At 60.1% G+C, this 17,016-nt stretch carries 14 protein-coding genes and 1 pseudogene; 6 read left to right on the forward strand and 9 right to left on the reverse strand.

What is annotated here, in order from left to right:
* Positions 1-5 precede the first annotated feature (5 nt).
* From GSQ94_RS12255 to GSQ94_RS12280, 6 genes are read left to right on the forward strand one after another with little or no spacing between them, the layout of a single operon-like run.
* A complete protein-coding gene (locus tag GSQ94_RS12255) occupies positions 6-1,196 on the forward strand; it encodes a flagellar biosynthesis protein FlhB (RefSeq protein WP_158944161.1) in 1,191 nt (396 codons plus the stop codon).
* A 32-nt stretch (positions 1,197-1,228) separates the two neighbouring features.
* Entirely contained in the window at positions 1,229-3,313 is a 2,085-nt protein-coding gene (gene flhA / locus GSQ94_RS12260) for a flagellar biosynthesis protein FlhA (RefSeq protein ID WP_254063850.1), read from the forward strand.
* A gap of 53 nt (positions 3,314-3,366) precedes the next feature.
* Complete coding sequence (locus tag GSQ94_RS12265) at positions 3,367-4,305, forward strand: sigma-70 family RNA polymerase sigma factor (protein ID WP_158944163.1); 939 nt, start codon at positions 3,367-3,369, stop codon at positions 4,303-4,305.
* Between the two features lie 50 nt (positions 4,306-4,355).
* Complete coding sequence (locus GSQ94_RS12270) at positions 4,356-5,369, forward strand: flagellar motor switch protein FliM (protein ID WP_158944164.1); 1,014 nt, start codon at positions 4,356-4,358, stop codon at positions 5,367-5,369.
* A 12-nt stretch (positions 5,370-5,381) separates the two neighbouring features.
* Complete coding sequence (locus GSQ94_RS12275; protein WP_158944165.1) at positions 5,382-5,690, forward strand: FliM/FliN family flagellar motor switch protein; 309 nt, start codon at positions 5,382-5,384, stop codon at positions 5,688-5,690.
* Positions 5,678-6,685 (forward strand): hypothetical protein, encoded by a 1,008-nt coding sequence (locus tag GSQ94_RS12280; RefSeq protein ID WP_158944166.1) that lies wholly within the window; start codon positions 5,678-5,680, stop codon positions 6,683-6,685. Before GSQ94_RS12275 ends, GSQ94_RS12280 begins: the two co-directional genes overlap by 13 nt.
* A gap of 71 nt (positions 6,686-6,756) precedes the next feature.
* Here GSQ94_RS12280 and GSQ94_RS12285 read toward each other — a convergent pair whose 3' ends face one another.
* The 9 genes and pseudogenes from GSQ94_RS12285 to GSQ94_RS12325 all read right to left on the reverse strand — a co-directional run.
* Positions 6,757-7,179, reverse strand: a complete 423-nt coding sequence (locus tag GSQ94_RS12285; RefSeq protein ID WP_158944167.1) for a peptidoglycan-binding domain-containing protein — start codon at positions 7,177-7,179, stop codon at positions 6,757-6,759.
* A 204-nt stretch (positions 7,180-7,383) separates the two neighbouring features.
* Positions 7,384-9,054 (reverse strand): trypsin-like peptidase domain-containing protein, encoded by a 1,671-nt coding sequence (locus GSQ94_RS12290; RefSeq protein ID WP_158944168.1) that lies wholly within the window; start codon positions 9,052-9,054, stop codon positions 7,384-7,386.
* Between the two features lie 164 nt (positions 9,055-9,218).
* Positions 9,219-10,145, reverse strand: a complete 927-nt coding sequence (locus GSQ94_RS12295) for a DMT family transporter (protein ID WP_158944169.1) — start codon at positions 10,143-10,145, stop codon at positions 9,219-9,221.
* Positions 10,146-11,927 (reverse strand): amidohydrolase, encoded by a 1,782-nt coding sequence (locus tag GSQ94_RS12300; protein ID WP_174240930.1) that lies wholly within the window; start codon positions 11,925-11,927, stop codon positions 10,146-10,148. It abuts the gene before it with no gap.
* 324 nt (positions 11,928-12,251) lie between these two features.
* Positions 12,252-12,674, reverse strand: coding sequence for a VOC family protein (locus tag GSQ94_RS12305; RefSeq protein WP_158944171.1), 423 nt, complete (start codon positions 12,672-12,674; stop codon positions 12,252-12,254).
* Positions 12,675-12,817: 143 nt separating this feature from the next.
* Positions 12,818-13,639 (reverse strand): hypothetical protein, encoded by an 822-nt coding sequence (locus tag GSQ94_RS12310; RefSeq protein ID WP_158944172.1) that lies wholly within the window; start codon positions 13,637-13,639, stop codon positions 12,818-12,820.
* A 334-nt stretch (positions 13,640-13,973) separates the two neighbouring features.
* On the reverse strand, positions 13,974-15,098 hold the full coding sequence (locus tag GSQ94_RS12315; protein ID WP_158944173.1) for an esterase family protein: 1,125 nt from the start codon (positions 15,096-15,098) through the stop codon (positions 13,974-13,976).
* A 40-nt stretch (positions 15,099-15,138) separates the two neighbouring features.
* Entirely contained in the window at positions 15,139-16,530 is a 1,392-nt protein-coding gene (locus GSQ94_RS12320; protein WP_158944174.1) for a M20/M25/M40 family metallo-hydrolase, read from the reverse strand.
* Positions 16,530-17,016 (reverse strand): annotated as a pseudogene (locus GSQ94_RS12325) (tRNA pseudouridine(38-40) synthase TruA); the annotation flags it as partial. The gene GSQ94_RS12320 and the pseudogene GSQ94_RS12325, both read right to left, overlap by 1 nt.

Genomic DNA, 17,016 nt, shown 5'->3' on the forward strand with positions numbered 1-17,016 from the left:
TGGCTATGGCGGATAAAGGCACAGAGCAGGCTACGCCACTGCGAAAGAAAAAAGCGAAGGAGAAGGGCGACAGCGTGCATAGCCGCGAGCTGCTGTCGGCGATGGCAATGCTGGGCGGCGTGGTGATGCTGGGGGCGATGTCGAATGGATTCGTCGCCGACTGGGGAAAGGTTTATCAAGAGAGTCTGCGCTCTGCGACGAGCAGCACCGCGAGAAGTGATGGACAGAGCGGTGAACAGTTGTTCGATGTGGCTGTGCGGCGAATCCTGGTGCCTTCCCTGTTGCCGGTTGGGTTGGTCATGGCGGCGAGCTTTGCGGGCGCGCTTGTATCGGGAGTGGCGCAGAGCGGCGGGGTGCAGATCTATCCGAGTGCGGTGCAGCTCAAGTTTTCGAAGCTCAATCCGGTTACAAATTTGGGAAATCTTTTCAGCCTGCGGTCGGCGACGCGGTTGGTGAAATCTCTGGTGCCCGCTGCGGTGATGGTGGTACTGGGCTGGGGTGCTCTGAAGACGTTGATGATTCCAATGCCAGTGATGAGCCTGCTGCGACTGCCGGCGACCTTTTCTGCCGCCTATGGGCTGGCCTTGGATGCAGCGTGGGTGACGCTGGCGTGGTCTGCGCTGGATTATGCGATCGAGTGGAGGAGCTGGAATCAGCGGTTGAAGATGAGCAAGCAGGAGATGCGCGAAGAGATGCGCGATGCGATGGGGAATCCGCAGATAAGGGCCAAGATTCGGCAGATCCAAAGGGCGATGCGCAAGCGGAAGGTGAAGGCGGATATGTCGCGGGCGAGCGTAGTGATTACCAATCCGACGCACTATGCGGTGGCACTGGAGTTCAGCTTTGAGACGATGTCGGCGCCGACGGTACTGGCGAAAGGGAGGGATCTGCTGGCTGCGGAGATTCGTGAGGAGGCGCGGTGGGCGGGAGTTCCGATCGTTGAGAATCCGCCACTGGCGCGGAGCTTGTACAAGCTGGTCGAGCCGGGTCAGTCGATCCCTTTCGATCTCTATGCGGCGGTGGCTGGGATCCTGGCGTTTCTCTATCGGCAGAAGGTGGAGGAGCGAGTGCGGCGGGAACGCGAGGCGAAGGAGCGAGAGCAGGCAAAGCAGAGGATTGGCCGGCTGCTCGAAGGCAATGGCAATGTGGCAGCGAATGGATTGATTGGGATGCGTGATTTTGGAGGTGGAATGTGAGTGCAGCAGTGAAGAAGAGTGGCGGCTTTTCCATGGCGAAGCTGCAGACGCTTATGTTGCCGGTGGCGGCGATCAGCATGGTGTTCGTCATGATTATTCCGGTGCCCAGCGTGGTGCTGGATATTTTGCTGGCGGCCTCGATTACAGCTTCGGTGATTGTGTTTTTGACGGCGGTACAGGTGCGGCGCGCGGTGGACTTCTCCGTGTTTCCTACGCTGCTGTTGCTGCTGACGTTATTTCGGTTGTCGTTGAACCTGGCGTCGAGCCGCAGGATTCTGCTGCATGGACAGGAGGGGACGCAGGCTGCGGGAGCAGTGATCGAAGCGTTCGGCCAGTTCGTGGTTGGCGGGAACTATGTAGTCGGACTGGTGCTGTTTCTTGCGCTGATTGCGATTCAGTTTCTGGTGGTGAGCCACGGTGCGGTGAGAACTGCCGAGGTGACGGCGCGATTTACGCTCGATGCTTTGCCAGGAAAGCAGATGGCGATCGACGCGGATATGAACGCGGGTCTGATCGATGAGCAGGGGGCGAGAAAGCGAAGGCAGGCGATTGCGCGTGAGGCAGAGTTTTATGGCGCGATGGATGGCGCGGCGAAGTTCAATCAACGAGACTCGCTGGCAACGATCCTGATTACGGCGATCAATATTGTTGCGGGGTTGTTGATCGGGGTGCTGCAACATGGCACGGATCTTGCAACGGCGGTGAAGACCTACACGATCCTGACGGTAGGCGATGGGCTGGTGACGATGATTCCCAGCCTGCTGGTTTCGATTGCAGGCGGCATGGTGTTGACGCGGGCGTCATCTGCAGGATCGCTGGATGAGGAGCTGGGAACACAGCTCCTGCGCGGTCGCAACACGCTTTGGATTGCCTGCGGAGTGCTGCTTGGACTGGCATTGATTCCGGGGTTGCCGAAGCTTTCGTTTGTGCTGCTCGCAGTGGGTGTGGGACTGATTGCGCGGCGGCTGCCGGCTGCAAAGGATGCTTCTCAGCTGCTTGCGGAGGAGACCGCTGATGTCTCGGCGAAGGGAGATAAGTCGAAGACTGCAGATGCGGTGAAGGGCGAGAATCTGGCTTCGCTGCTGAAGATGGATGAGCTGACGCTGGAGATTGGGTTTCAGCTGATTCCGATGGTGGACGAAAAGCAGGGCGGCCAGATGCTCAACCGCGTTCGCGCGCTGCGAAGGCATCTGGCGACAGAGCTTGGATTCATTGTTCCGCCGGTGCATATTACGGATAACTTGCGGTTGAAGCCCCGGGAGTATGTTGTGAGTCTTCGCGGGATCGAGATTGCGCGTTGGCAGACGGAACAGAATTGGCTGCTGGCGGTGAACTCTGATCCGAAGGCAAGGGTGATGCCCGGTGTGGAGACGAAGGAGCCAGCGTTTGGCGTTCAGGCGCGATGGATTCAGCCAGGACTGGAGGAGCAGGCGCTGGCTGCGGGTTACTCGGTAGTAGATCAGACAACGGTGATCGGAACGCACCTGGGCGAGTTGATTCGCAGACATGCGCATGAGTTGCTGGGCCGGCAGGAGGTGAAGCGGCTGCTGGACAGCTTGAATGAGAGTCATCCGAAGCTGGTGGAAGAGCTGGTGCCGAAGTTGATGACGCTGGGGGAGGTGCAGCGGGTGCTGCAGCAGTTACTGAGGGAGCAGGTTTCGATTCGAGACCTGGGCGCGATCCTCGAGATTTTGGTGGAGGCGGCCCAGCAGTCGAAGAACGTGGTGCACCTGGTGGAGAGCGTGCGGCAGTCGTTGGGGAGAGGGTTGGTGCACTCCCTGCTGGATGGCGACGGCGGGCTGAAGGTGCTGGTGTTGGAGCCGGAGTTGGAGAGCGAGCTGCTGCATACGTTCGATCCTCAGGGCGCGGGTCTGTTGTTGGGTGATGGCGCGCGTCCGGCGGGGATGCGGCAGGACTTTTTGAAGCGGCTGGTGGAATCTGTGAAACGCCTAACCGGAGGAGCCTCGACCTCGGCACTCCCCGTGCTTCTATGTCCGAGTCCAGCCCGTTATCACGTGCGGCGATGGCTGGAGCCGTTTCTGCCTAAGGTGACTGTGCTGGCGCCGGGGGAGATTCCTCCGGAGATTCGGGTACGGAGTATTGGGACGGTTGGGTAAGGACGGTTAGAAGAGTTGCAGGGCGGTAACGGCAGATGAGGAATGGAGGAAGTATGAGCAGAGGGAGTTCGATTCCAGTAAAGGTGGCGCGGGAGTTGTCACAGGCGAAGCTTTGCGGCGAGCAATGGACGTCGCTTGGAGTTGCGCAATTTGGCGAGGTGGAGACGATGGCTGAGCAGGGAATCTTTGCTCCGTTCACAGGGGAGGGAGTGATTGCACAGGAGGGTGGCAGCGCGACCGAGCGGGATTTATTGCTGATGGAGCATCTGCCGACAGTACGATACCTCGCGCGACGTATTCATGAGCGCCTGCCTCAGCATGTCGAGCTGGACGACCTTGTCTCTGCCGGCGTGGTTGGGTTGATCGACGCCTTCTCGAAGTTTGACCACAAGAAGAAGGTGCAGTTCAAGAGTTATGCGCAGTTCAGGATCCGTGGAGCGATCCTGGATTCCCTGCGAACGCTGGACTGGAGCCCGAGAGAGCTGCGCAGGAAGGGAAGAGCGGTTGAAGAGGCGATCCGTGCCGTCACGCAGCGGATGGGAAGAGCTCCCTCTGAGCAGGAGATCGCGAAGGAGATGGAGCTGGGCCTGCCGGAGTACCAGTCTCTGCTGGGTGACCTGAAGGGGCTCGAGATCGGCAGCCTGCATATGGAGCGGTCTGAGGATTCCGGAGATGAGGAGCTTACCTACGTTCCCGGTGCGCCTGAGGATGATCCGCTGTACCGCTGTTTGAAGGGGGAGATGAAGCAGCGGCTGGTGGATGCGATCGATGAGCTTCCGGAGAAAGAGCGGATGGTGCTGACGCTTTACTACTACGAGGAGCTGACGATGAAAGAGATCGGATTGACGCTGGGCGTCGTGGAGTCGCGAGTGTCGCAGATCCACTCTTCCGCGGTCCTGAGGCTGAGGGTGGCGCTTGCGAGTCTTCGAACAGGGGATACGATTGTTCCGGCAAAGGCAAAGAATGCAAAGGTCCAGGGCGGTAGACGGTAAACGTTATTTGGATTGTTAGTTGAGAGATCTCTAACCGAAGAAAGGAATGCATGGGAAAACAGCTTGGGCAGGGAGATATCGACGCACTGTTTGCTGCCGCCGGGGCGAGTGCTTCGGAGCAAGCAGAAGGTGTGAAGGAAGAGGCGCCAGTGGAGCAGTATGACTTCAGCAGCGCAGGGCAGATCAGCAACGATCAGATGCGGGCTATCAGTTCGGTGAACGATCTGTTTGCAAGGAACCTGATGCACACGCTGAGTGCGTGGCTAAGGACTCCGTTCAAGATGAAGCTGGTAGCGGGCGAGCAGCTGCCCTTCAGCGAGTTTCTGGAGCGGCTCTCGTCTCCAAACTACATCTGCTCGATTCGCCTGGAGCCGCTGGGTGCGGTTGGTCTGTTGGAGCTAGAGCTTGCGCTGGCTTCGCCGATTGTAGATGTTCTGCTGGGTGGAGTTGGGCGGGCATGGCCGGCACGAGAGCTGACAGACATTGAAGACGCGGTGCTGACATCGGTGGTGCGGATGACGGTGCAGGAGCTCAATCAGGCCTGGCAGTCGGTTGGCCTGGAGTTTGTCTTCGAGAAGAGGGAGTCCGAGGCCGCGGTGGCCAGGATGCTGACCTCGGGAGAGAAGACTTTGTGTGTGAGCTTCGAGGCTCGCATGCCCGAGGCGCAGGGTGCGATGAACCTTTGCCTGCCGGCGGTTGTTTTGAACGCTATTCTGCGGCGGTTGATCTCTGAGGGCGATCGTCCGAAGAGGCGCTCGAAGGAGGCGCAGGCAAGAGTGCGTGAGCTGGTGGGCGAGGTAAAGCTTGGCGCTGCGCTGCAGTTTCCTTCCATGCGTCTGCGAGCAAGCGAGCTTGCTGCGCTGGACCGGGGGATGGTGTTACGTCTGCCGTTGGCAAAACACGTGCTCTCTGAGCTTCGGGTTGGAGGCCTTCAGTTTGGTAGAGCGCATCCCGTGAGGAGTGGCGAGCATCGCGGTGCCCAACTGACAGGTGGAGTCGATAACGATCTTCTCAGTGTTGCATTGGAGACTCAGAGCCGGGTTGAAACGACGAGTGTGAACTAGGAGAGACAGGACATGGAGAAGGTGATGGGTGCGGGCGAAGACACAGCGATTGATCCTGGGATCGCATTACTGTGTGATATCGAACTGGATGCGACCCTGCAGTTCGGTTCGCGCGATATGGCACTGAGAGAGGTGCTGGAGCTGGGACCGGGAGACGTCGTGGAGTTAGACCGGCATGTGTCCGAACCGGTCGATCTTATTGTGGGAGACAAAATTGTGGCGCGAGGTGAGGTCGTCGTAGTCAGCGGCAACTTCGCGTTGCGTATTACCGAGGTGGCGACGCCTCAACTGAGATTGGAGAGCATACGATGCCTTTTCTAATGAAGAAGACTGGAGCGATGAGAGTGAGTGCATTGATGCCGAACGCTGTGAGGGTAGGTAATGGAGTGGCGTGGCAGGAAGACGACTATACGCCTTCGAGCCAGCTTCCGGGGTTTGCAGGATATGGGCTGCCTGCTCCGTCGAGGAAGAGCTCGGAGCGAAGGATGTGTGGTAGCGCTGAGTGTGAGAGCGGCTGGACGATGCCGTGGCGAAATAAGAGAAGGCCGATCTTCGAGGGACAATGGGGGTGCAGTGGCCGGTGTGTTCTCGCCATGGTGCAGAGTGCAGTGAGACGTGAGTCAGGTGATGGAGGCGTGGTGGCAGGGTTGTCTCCACACAGACACAGAGTTCCGTTAGGACTGCTGATGCTGGCGCAGGGGTGGATTACGCAACTGCAGCTTCAGAAGGCTTTGTCGGCACAGCGAGTGAGTGGGAGCGGAAAGATTGGAGAGTGGCTGATGAACGAGTGCGGCGTGGAGCCTGACTACGTCACGCGCGGCCTGAGTATGCAGTGGGGATGTCCGGTGCTGACCACGGAGGGATTTTCTCCGGAGGCGATGGCTTTGGTTGTGCCGAGGGTCTTTGTGGAGAGGTTCGGTCTGCTGCCTCTGCGCGTTGCCGGATCGCGGATTCTGTACGTGGGGTTTGCGGATGGGCTGGATGCCGCCTCCGCCTTTGCGCTCGAGCAGATGACGGAGTTGAAGGTGGAGAGTGGAGTTGTGGAGGGGGCGCAGTTCGAGGCTGCTCGCAGCAGGCTTCTTGCTTGTGATGGCGTGGAGACAAAGCTGGAGACGGTTGAAAATATGGACTCGATAGCGGCGAGGATCACGGCGATCCTGGAGCAGAAGCAGCCGGTTGCTGCTCGACTAGTTCGGGTTCATCAGGACTATTGGTTGAGGATGTGGCTGGAGAGCGGTACGGTCGGTAAGACAGGAAGCTTGCCTGTGTCGCACGAAGATGTAAGAGATCATATCTTTGCGATACGGGGTCAATAGCAGAAGAATCGGGTTGATGGTGCCAGACAAAGAGGGCGGCGTGGCCTTGTTTGTCTATAGTTCAGCACAGCTTAGGGATGCATGAAGCCTGATGCCGGAGTTGCGCCTGGGGCAGTCTCTACGGAAGATTCAGGTGTTGCTTTGGACTCCGGCTGGGGGCCGAGGCCTAGCTTGATGATGGCTCTGGAGTCGGGGACCAGCTTTGTCTGCCAGCCATTGTCCTCCTGAAACTTTTGCATTGCGGTCTGGGTCACTGCATCCCAGTGACCAGAAGCTTCGCCGGAGAGGTAGCCGGATTTGATGAGGGAGGTCTGAATCTGAGTCGCCCGGGTATCGTCGATGGCTCGCTGGCCTGCCAACTTCGCTGGGGTCTTGGAGCGCTTATGAGACAGCCTGGGCGAGGTAGGCCCACGGCGCGCGTGGCTATATGCCAGGCATGACATTGTTGCCGTCAAAAGCAACACCGCGATTAGAAGTGATCTGCCAAACTGCATAGTTGAAACATCACCTTGGGTTGATTATCGGATGCAGCTCGGCGTCGATGTGAGGGTAGAGTATCCCGATCGTAACGTGCTTGCAACAAAGGATGGCGAACGGGAATACATCTTTTGGGTCGGTTCCGAGGGCAAGATGGAGAGGCGGAAGAGGAGAGACGATAGGTTTGACCTGATCGTATCTCCTCTTCCGGCCAGTCCGCTCTACGGAAGAGTGCCGCCTACGTAGGAGTTGAGGTTCTTTTGCGTGGGTGACTGAATGACGAAGACGACGTCATCCTTGGATTTGAGAGTGGAGACGATGGCCCGGTAGCTGGCCTCGTCCGTTACAGCTTTGCGATTGATGGCGGTGATGATGGTTCCCTTGCCGAGGCCGATCTCGTCTGCGAAGGAGCCGGGTCGGACGTTGGTGACGATGACTCCACCCTTGATCCCAACCTTCGCGGAGAGGGTGGGTGGAATTGCGGAGACGGTGATGCCAAGCTTGCCCTCGCCCGCATCGGCCTCCTGCGGGGTGGAGGTATCGTCAGGCTGGCCGGTGATGTCCGCGTAGGTCTTCGCGCGGTCTCCGATGACGACGTTGGCGCTGTTTTGCTTGCCGTCCCGCAGGTAGCCGAGCTTTACCGTCGAGCCAACGTGACGGGCCGATATGTCGTTGACCAGATCATCGCCATCCTTGATGTTGCGACCATCGATGGAGACGATGACGTCGCCTGCTTGTATGCCGGCCTTTGCCGCACCACCGTTTGGCGTGACCACGCCGACGATGACTCCGTTGGCGAAGCCATAGACCCGGTTGACAGCAGAGGATTGGGCGACCTGGAACTGAATGCCGATGGAGCCGCGAACGACTTTGTGCTCGGGCCCGATGAGCATGTTGTAGACACTTGCGATGATGTTCGCGGGCATGGCAAATCCGACGCCCTGGGAGCCCATGGACTGGGTGTAGATGGCGGTGTTCATACCGACGACCTGGCCAGCCATATCGACCAGAGGACCGCCGGAGTTGCCGGGGTTGATTGCGGCGTCGGTCTGGATGAAGCGCTGGAACTGTGTCTGCGATACGCCGTTGGGGCTGGGCTCGTCGATGCTGCGATTCTTCGCAGAAATAATGCCGGCGGTGACGGTCTTCGAGAGTGCAAAGGGGCTGCCGATGGCAAGAACCCAGTCGCCGACCTGTGCGCCGTCAGAGTTGCCGAGCTTGATGGTGGGAAGCGGTTCTTTGGTGTCGATCTTGATGACGGCGATGTCGGTGTCCTTGTCGACGCCGATCACGGTAGCGGGACGGCCTTCGTCTCCCGGTCCTCCGTCGGGATCGGTGGACAACTTCACGTAGATCTTGTCCGCTTTATCGACGACATGGTTGTTGGTGATGATGTAGCCGCGTGGGTCCACGATAAAGCCCGAACCTAGAGCACGACGTTCGCCTGCGGCGCCACCGTCGTTATCATCGCCACCACCCTGACCTCCGAAGAAGCGGTTGAAAAAGTCCTGCATGTCGCCGGGGGACTGCTGCTGGGAGTCGTCGTCGCTGTTAGGGTCACTGGGCTGGGCGCCGTGAGGTGCGCCGCGTCTGCCGCGCTTGCTGGTGGAGGGTTTGGGAAGCTCTTCGGTATTGATATTGACTACTGCGGGGCCGACCTGTTTGACGATCTGAGAGAAGCCGTTGGAGAGTGCAACAGGGGACGGAATGACAAGGGGTTTGGCGTCTGTAGAGTTTACGCTCGACTGCTCTTTACCGCTGACGTTTCGCGTAAGGACCGACCCGGCGATGATTCCGATAGACAAGGTCGCAAGAAGGGTGAACGTCGTGGTAAGGCGGCGGGTACGCATGCCTTCGATGAAAGTGGAAGGAGTCTTATTAGGTGTATCCATTAGCAGGTCTTGACCTCATTGTTATGCGTTGCTGTGCGCCGGACTGTATGCGCGGCATGAAGTTTAAGTATAGTCGCTGGTCTATGTTGTCGCTGTGTCCGAGGCAGGTGGGTCTTCACAGCTTGATTAGACGCAAAAACCGGATAAAAGTCTGCGTGCAGCGACTACGTCGGATAGGTTGGGATTGGAATGTCTGCGGGAAACAGCTCGATGAAGGCAATTCCAGCGAGGATGAGGAGGGCTCCGCAGAGAGAACGCCGGCCCAGGCGTTCGTGGAGGACCAGGAAGGAAGTCAGGCAGGCGAAGACGGGTTCGAGGGTGAGAAGGATGGCGGTGTGGGTGGGGGGGAGGTAGCGCTGGGCCCAGCTCTGGATGGTGAAGGCTGCTGCGGTGGCGAGAAGACTGGTGATGGCGAGCGCTGTTACGAGGCGCGGGGTGAGAGACAGGTGTGGGGTACCGTCCAGAGGTAGAGTGATGGCCATGAAGAGAGCGGCGGCACCGATCTGGAGGGTGGCAAGCTGGGCGATGGGGACCTTGTGCGAGGTGTGGGCCAGCGATAGCAGGTGTGCGGCAAAGGCGATGGCACATCCTAGAGAGAGCAGATCTCCCAGACCGATGCTGTCGAAGAGGTTGTGCCAGGTCGTTCCTGCGGGGGTGGTGAGCAGGAGCAGGCCAGCGAAGGCGAGGATCGTGCCGATGGCGGTGGTCCAGCGTGGACGGGGAGTTGTTACGGGACGGAGCGCCGGGATAAGCGTGAAGAGAGGGACGAAGACGACGACCAGCCCCGTGATCAGGGCAGACTTTGCCGCAGTGGTGCGAGCAAGACCTGTGGTCTGGAGCTGATATCCGGCAGCGAGGAAGAGGCCGACGGCGAGGCCGGAGACTATGCTTCGGCGGTTGATGTGACGTAGCTGACGGTGGTTGATGATCACTAGTGCGACGAAGGCCAGAGCCATTCGAAGCAGGTTGAAGAGTAGAGGCGATGCATCCTGAAGGGCGTCCTTTACGAGGACGAAGGTCGCTCCCCAGATAAATACAACTGCGAGGAGCAGGAGATGAGCCAGTGTTGTGGGGCTTAGGCGACGGGGCAACTAGTTGTTCGCTCCGGGCGTGGATTTGATTGGACTGTCATCTTTGGAGTACACGGTCTCGCCGTTGACGATGGTTTTGAGCACAATTGCGTGGAGTAGTTGCTGTGGCGTTGCGGTTGTAATGTCGCGGTCCAGAAGGATGAGATCGGCGAAGTGTCCAGGCTCCAGGCGGCCTTTCTGTTTCTCGCGAAATTCGGCGAAAGCAGAGGCCTGGGTGTAGGCGTAGATGGCTTCGTTGAGGGAGATTTTTTCCTGAGGTTGAAAGGTCTGGGTGCCGGTCTCGTTCTGGCGGGTGATGGCGGAGTAGAGGCCGCGGAAGGGATTGATGGACTCCACCGGGTAGTCGGTGCCGAAGGCGAGGGTGACGTTGTGATCGAGGAAGGTCTTCCAGGCGTAGGCGTATTTGACGCGCTCGGAGCCGAGGCGGTCGGTGGCCCACTTGATGTCGGTGAGGAGGTGGGAGGGTTGCATGGAGGCGATGACGCCCTCGCTGGCGAATCGGTCGAAGTCTTCGGGAAGAAGGACCTGGGCGTGTTCTACGCGGAAGCGGAGGCTGGCCGGAGTGGGCTCTGATGGGGGGAGAGTGGTGACGATGTGGGGGTCTGAGTGTGGGTCTGGTTGAGGGGCGAGGGTGGCTACCTGTTCGGCGGCGGCGAAGGCGTTGAGGGCGATGGCGTTGGCCCGGTCGCCGATGGCGTGGAAGCCCAGCTGGAAGCCTGCCGCTGCGCGTTCGGAGGCCATCTGGCTGAGCTTAGTCTGATCGTAGCGGGCGAGTCCGGAGTTGTTGGGGTCGTCGGAGTAAGGCTCGTCCATGGCCGCAGTGCGAGAGCCGAGGGAGCCGTCCATGAAGCCCTTGAGCATGGTGAGGTGGAGGAGGGGATCGTCGGCAGGATGGCTGGCGCGGCGCTCCTTGAGGATGGCGAGGGGCTGGTCGAAGGCCATCCATTCGGCTATGCGGAGGTGAAGCTGGTTGGTGTGCTCGAGCTCTTCAAGGGCGAGGAAGTCGTCCCATTCGGAGTTGTCCTGGACGCTGGTGACGCCATGGGCGAGGGCATCATCGATGGCGACGTTGAGGGCTTTGCGGCGCTGCTCGAGGGTGGAAGGAGGGATTTTGTTGAAGACGAGGTTGGTGGCGGCGGTTTCGCGGAGGATGCCGGTGGGGTTGCCGGAGGCGTCGCGGTCGATTTTGGCACCGCCGGGGTCGGGGGTGTCGGCGGTGATGTTAGCGCCGGCGAGGGCGGCGGAGTTGGCGAGGGCCATGTGTCCGTCGACCCTGCTGAGGATGCAGGGGTGGCCGGAGGTGACCTGGTCGATGTCCTCGCGGGTGGGGAGTTTGGCGCCAGGCCAAAGGGTGTGGTCCCAGCCGCCGCCCTGGAACCAGACACCGGGCTGGGCTTTGGCGGCGTAGGCGCGGATCCGCTGCTGCATCTCGGCGAGAGATCTGACTCCGACCAGGTTGATGGAGAGTTGCTGACGTCCAGCTTCGGTCATGTGGGTGTGGGCGTCGTTGAAGCCGGGCATCGCGAAGACACCATGAAGATCAATGATGTGGGTCTTCGGGGCTTTTAGTTTGAGGACTGCTTCGTCAGTGCCGACGGCCAGAATCTTTCCGTCGGCGATGGCGAGTGCCTGCACCTTGGCCGGGGTCGGGGAGGGGTCTTTAGAGCGGAGATGGGCTCCAGTGAGGATGTTTCCGTGGATGTAGATGGTGTCGGGCGGAGTTCCCTGTGCCTGGGCGAAGGAGGTGAGGAGAAGGATTGCCGATAGAGTGAGGGGGTTCACGAGTGGAGTGTATCGCGGAGTGGGTTTCTTTGCGGTACCCTCCCCCCGCCCCCTGCCGGGGTATCTTGCCGGGAAGTTGTTTAGTTTCAAGAGATTGCGGATGGGGTGTGCCGGTAAAATATAGAAGACAAATGACTTGTGCGCAAAATACTTGTTTTGTGCGGGTTGCGGGGTATTTATTGAGAATCTACTTGCAGATGTTGATTTTTGATGAGGTGTTTTACCGGTTACATCGATTATACCGGGCTGGCCAGCTAAAACGTGCCACGTGAAAAGCCGCTATTGGAGCGGGCTTTGTGTGTTTGGGGGCTTGACAGGTTTTCATCAATCTGGCGGATCGTAAAAGACCAGTTCCTTCGGCGGGTGTTGCTTCAACGCCTCGATTCGACTCTCAAGATTGGAGACATGGATCTCCAGTCTGTGACCGTCGTGATCGAGAAAGTAGAGCGAATCGCCCTCGCTGTGATTTTCCTGCCAGAGTTTTGCACCAGCAGTGACGATGCGCGAACAAAGGGGGTGAAAGTCTTTCTCCGATACGGAGAATGCGACGTGGTCGTAGGTAGGATTGAGTGAACGATTTGGGATGTCCTTCTCCAAGGAGAGGCACAGCCAGAGGTCACCTGCAGCAAGGTAGGCACCTTTGTACCAACGAGCGACCGGTCTGAGGCCAAGAACGCTGGTGTAGAAGCCAAAGGCTCGATCCAAATCGTTTACCGAAAGCGTGATGTGATTCAGTCCGGTGACCATTTCAAAAGGCTAACAGCCGCCTCTCACGCACGTTCTGAACGCCAAGCGACAAGGAGTCGTGCGATGACAGAATCAGGCGACGGCCAGAGCAGCCTTCGCTCAGGACGAGGCCTGTTTTGAGCGTCGCGATTCCGAGGTTGGCTTTAGTAAGGCCGGTAGTAGCCGTAGGGGGCCGGGTAGTAGCCGTACGGTGGTGGAGGTGGATAACCATAGACCACACGTGGCCGTATAACCGGGGCCTGTTGCTGGATGATGGTTGGGGCGGGTGCCTGGGCCTGGACTACGACGACCGATGGATTTTGCTGAGGGTAGTACGGCTGTTGCGGCGCGTAGGATTGCTGGATAGGGGCTGGCTGCTGGACAGGTGCTGGGGTGGGATCGGCGTAGTTGTAGCGGGAGATCATCTCCGGCTGATGCTGGACTTCGGACTTGGTGGGGATGCCTATGTCGTCGAGGAGTTTGACGGTGAGGCGGGTCTCGGGCTTCAGGACGGGGGTTGGTCCGCGTCGGGGAAGATTAATGAGGTCGATGGGCCAGAGAACGGGAATGAGCCATTCGACGGTGTCGCGGGTTGCGTGTCCGGTTCCGAGGATTCTGCCGTTGGCGTCCACCCGGTTTTTCCCTGAGTCTGCGATGACGCGAGTGGAGATGGGGATGACGGTGTCGTTGCCTACGACGATGCGGTCGAACTTGAGCTCCATCCATCCCTTGCCGACGAAGTGGCCGGGGTCTTTATAGTCCTCAAAGTGTCCGACGAGGTAGCTTCCGTAGGGGAAGACGGAGCGGCCGTACATCTCGACGTGGCTGACCTGGCAGAGGACGGGGTCGCCGATGTGGAGGGTTTTGGAGGAGATCTTGTCGGAGATCATGCATTGCATGACGGAACCGGCTGGGATCAGTTGCTCTGCCACCGCTGTGAGAGAGACGGGCAGAGTAAGCAGCAACAGGGCAAGTGTGCGCTTCATGGGTACCTCCTCAACACACGGACTGCAACGTGAGGGACTGCGGAGCGTGTGCCTTACACTTTCGGTTCGCCGGATCGCGGGGGTTGATCTCGAGACGTGCCTGAACGTGGGACGGTTGTTGCCCGCGATTTTAGCTTAATTCCGGTAGAGGTCAACATAGATTTGTGCTGGGGTGTTTATCGGCTGAAAGCTCAGATGGATTAGCGATTTGATCAGGGAGTTTTCCACAGGCTTGCGCGCGTGGGGAACGGGACAAGAGCCCGGCGGGTAAGGGTATACCTTCCCACCCATCGCTGAAGAGCGCGATGGATGGGGCACCCGGTTTATCGGCCGTTTATTTTCCTGAGTTTGGGAGGGGATATCCCTGCCAGAGATACTCCAAGGCTTCGGACAGAGTCTGTTGTTTGACCGCGTAATCGACGTGGCCCGCATTTTTGGCGAAGACGAATTGATAGTGATAGCCCCGCGCAGCGAGTACGCCGGCCATGCGTTCGTTGGCCAAGACCCAGTCGTGCATGTTGTCGCGCATGACGTTGGGGTTGAAGAGATCGCGGTCGCCTACCTCCATCCAGATTCTGATGGGTTTGGCGGGAGTATTGGGGATGAGGTGCTCGTGGAACTCCCATGCGCCGTCAGGGGAGGCAGGGTTGGAGGGCCACTGCTGGTTGATGTAGGTGCCGGAGTAGGTGAGGACGCGGTGGTAGAGCTCGGGGTGGTACCACGCCATGATGAGGGCGCAGGAGCCTCCGGAGCTGCCGCCCATGGTGGCCCGGCCGTCGGGGTCTCTGGTGAGCTTGACGTGGTACTGCTCTTCGACGCGGGGGAGGACTTCGTACTCGACGAAGTCGGCGTAACGGCCGGACATGGTGTCGTATTCGAGGCCGCGCTCGCTGCCCTGCGCGTCGCCGCTGCCGTTGCTGATGGAGATGGCGATCATGACGGGGAGACGGTGCTGCGCGATGAGGTTGTCGAGGGTGGTGAAGAGGGTGGGGTCGGGGCCATCGGCTCCGACGATGAAGGGTGTAACGGTGCCGGTTACATATTGTTTGGGGACGTAGACCGTTACCTTTCTGGCGTAGGGTGCGGGGTGGCTGGTGGTGACGATGAGCCGGGCGGGATCTTTGGGGTCGGGGGTTCCGAAGGTGCCGGGGTCGCGGGCGATGCCGGGATAGAGTTTGCTGTCGGAGGAGTTGAGGGTGAACTCGTATACGGCTCCCTGAGGGAAGTTGGGTTGCGGGGAGGTTTCGGGCGCCGGAGGGTGGGTTGGTCCGAGGATGAAGTTGCCGTCCGCGTGCGGGGGCGCGTTGGTGGCGTCGGGTAACTCGGTGGCGGTGACGTAGCCGGTGGTGTGAGGATCGCGGGTGGGTGGGGTTGGGCGTGGCGTCTGGGCGATGGCGACGGAGGTGTTGAGCGTCAGGAGGAGCAGGAGTGACGGTGTGAGCTGAGTGGTGGACTTCAAAATCTGCACCTCTATGTGGAGTGTCAGGAAGCGTGGAGTGTCAGGAAGCTGGGGTGGAGTCGGCGGTGGTTTGGAGGGTGTCGAGGAGGGTGAGGAGGATGCGGCGGAGGGCGGTCTCGCGGCCGGTGGGGTCGTACCACTCCTGCAGGGTGTGGATGCCTCCGCCTGTGCCTCCACTGCCGAGGGCGAGAGCCGGGATGCCGTGAGCGAGGGGGATGTTGGCGTCGGTGGAGCCGAGAAGGGGTTCGGTGCGGAGGGTGAGGTGACGGTCCACGGCGCGGAGGGTGTGGAGGATGGGGGAGTCGTCGGGGAGGGCGGCGGCGGGGCGGTTGCCGATGGTCTCGATGTGGAGTTTGAGTGGTGCGGTGGTGGTGGAGCGGGTGGTGACGAGGTCGTCGAAGATCTGGTGGACGGCGGTGGCCGTGGAGACGAGCTGGGTGGGGTCTGTAGAGCGGAGGTCGAGGAGGGCGGTTGCGGACTCGGGGATGGAGTTGATGGAGGTTCCGCCGGAGATGTGGCCGACATTGAGGGTGGTAAGGGGATCGGTGGGAAGGTTGAGGGCGGCGACCTGGGTGAGTGCCTGACTGAGGACGAGGATGGGGTTGGGGGTTCCGGCGTCGGTCCAGGAGTGGCCGCCGGGGCCGGTGATGGTGATACGGAAACGCAGGCTGCCGAGGGCACGGGTGACGGCTGCGGAGGTGCCGCCGCCCTCGAGGATGAGAGCGGCGGCGATGCGGGAGCGGTAGGGGCCGCGCTCGAAGAGATGACGCATGCCGCGGAGGTCGCCTTCACCCTCTTCGCCAACGTTGGCGGCGAAGAGGATAGGGATGGGCGGGGTGATGTTGGCGTAGCGGAGGGCGGAGGCGATGGCGAGGAGCGCGGTAAGGCCGGCGGCGTTGTCGCAGATGCCGGGGGCGTAGATGCGCGGGGAGTCGTTGGATTCGATGGGGTCGATGGGGGTGTTGGCGGGGAAGACGGTGTCGAGGTGGGCGGAGAGGAGGATGCAGGGTTGGGCTTCTCTGATTTTGCTACTGTCTGGCGAGGCAATGGCAGGTTGGGCAAGATGCGGGGGTCTCTCCACTGCGCGTCGGACGGTGAGACTGTCCGTCGCTTCGGTCGAGATGACGTTATTTACGGAAGAGATAGAAGAAGGATTGAGAGAGGAACTAGAGGGTGCGTCGAGTTGGAGTTCGGCTAGTGCGTTGCCTGCGTCATCGAGGTGGATGTTACAGAGGCCGAGGTCGCGGAAGCGGTCGAGGAACCAGGCGGCGCGGTGGGATTCGCCGAAGGGTGGGGCGGGGATGCGGACGAGTTCGAGCTGCCACTGGCGGAGCTGGGGCTGATGGAGGTGTAGCCAGTGGAAGGCACGATGGACCGCGGTGAGAGCGGCGAGATGAGAGATGCGGCGCTGCGCGGATGCAGTGGCGGGCATCAGAATTCGACCTCGTCTTCGGGATACGCAACTTCAGTTTCCGGATACACGACCTCAACCAGGAAGAGGCCGCGGGCGGGTGCTGTGATGCCGGCAGCGCTGCGGTTTCGGGCGGCGAGGATAGCGGGGATGGAGTCGGCTGAGATGCGGTTGGCTCCGGCTTCAGCGAAGGTGCCTACCAGGTTGCGAACCATGTGATGGAGGAAGCCGGAGCCGGTGACGCGGTAGATGAGGAGGTTTTCTTCGCTATGCCAGGAGGAGGTGTAGATGGTGCGGGTAGAGGAGGGCACAGAGCTTAGGGCACAGGGCGCAGAGGTTGCTCGGTCGCGGGTTGCGAGGTCGGGATCGACGGCGGCGAAGGAGATGAAGTCGTGGGTGCCGATGATGTGGGCGGCGGCTTGCTGGAGGGCTTCGAGGTTGAGGGGGTAGCGGTTTTGCCAGACGTAGGGGGCGAGGAATGGCGAGCAGATGAGGTTTTTGGGGAGG

Source organism: Granulicella sp. S190 (assembly GCF_009766095.1).
Lineage (GTDB): Bacteria > Acidobacteriota > Terriglobia > Terriglobales > Acidobacteriaceae > Edaphobacter.

Coding starts and splice junctions, on each gene's coding strand:
- flhA (WP_254063850.1), top strand. CDS start 1,229: ATGGCGAAGCTGCAGACGCTTATGTTGCCGGTGGCGGCGATCAGCATG.
- GSQ94_RS12275 (WP_158944165.1), top strand. CDS start 5,382: ATGGAGAAGGTGATGGGTGCGGGCGAAGACACAGCGATTGATCCTGGG.
- GSQ94_RS12255 (WP_158944161.1), top strand. CDS start 6: ATGGCGGATAAAGGCACAGAGCAGGCTACGCCACTGCGAAAGAAAAAA.
- GSQ94_RS12310 (WP_158944172.1), bottom strand. CDS start 13,639: ATGAAGCGCACACTTGCCCTGTTGCTGCTTACTCTGCCCGTCTCTCTC.
- GSQ94_RS12280 (WP_158944166.1), top strand. CDS start 5,678: ATGCCTTTTCTAATGAAGAAGACTGGAGCGATGAGAGTGAGTGCATTG.
- GSQ94_RS12320 (WP_158944174.1), bottom strand. CDS start 16,530: ATGCCCGCCACTGCATCCGCGCAGCGCCGCATCTCTCATCTCGCCGCT.
- GSQ94_RS12265 (WP_158944163.1), top strand. CDS start 3,367: ATGAGCAGAGGGAGTTCGATTCCAGTAAAGGTGGCGCGGGAGTTGTCA.
- GSQ94_RS12285 (WP_158944167.1), bottom strand. CDS start 7,179: ATGCAGTTTGGCAGATCACTTCTAATCGCGGTGTTGCTTTTGACGGCA.
- GSQ94_RS12305 (WP_158944171.1), bottom strand. CDS start 12,674: ATGGTCACCGGACTGAATCACATCACGCTTTCGGTAAACGATTTGGAT.
- GSQ94_RS12290 (WP_158944168.1), bottom strand. CDS start 9,054: ATGGATACACCTAATAAGACTCCTTCCACTTTCATCGAAGGCATGCGT.
- GSQ94_RS12270 (WP_158944164.1), top strand. CDS start 4,356: ATGGGAAAACAGCTTGGGCAGGGAGATATCGACGCACTGTTTGCTGCC.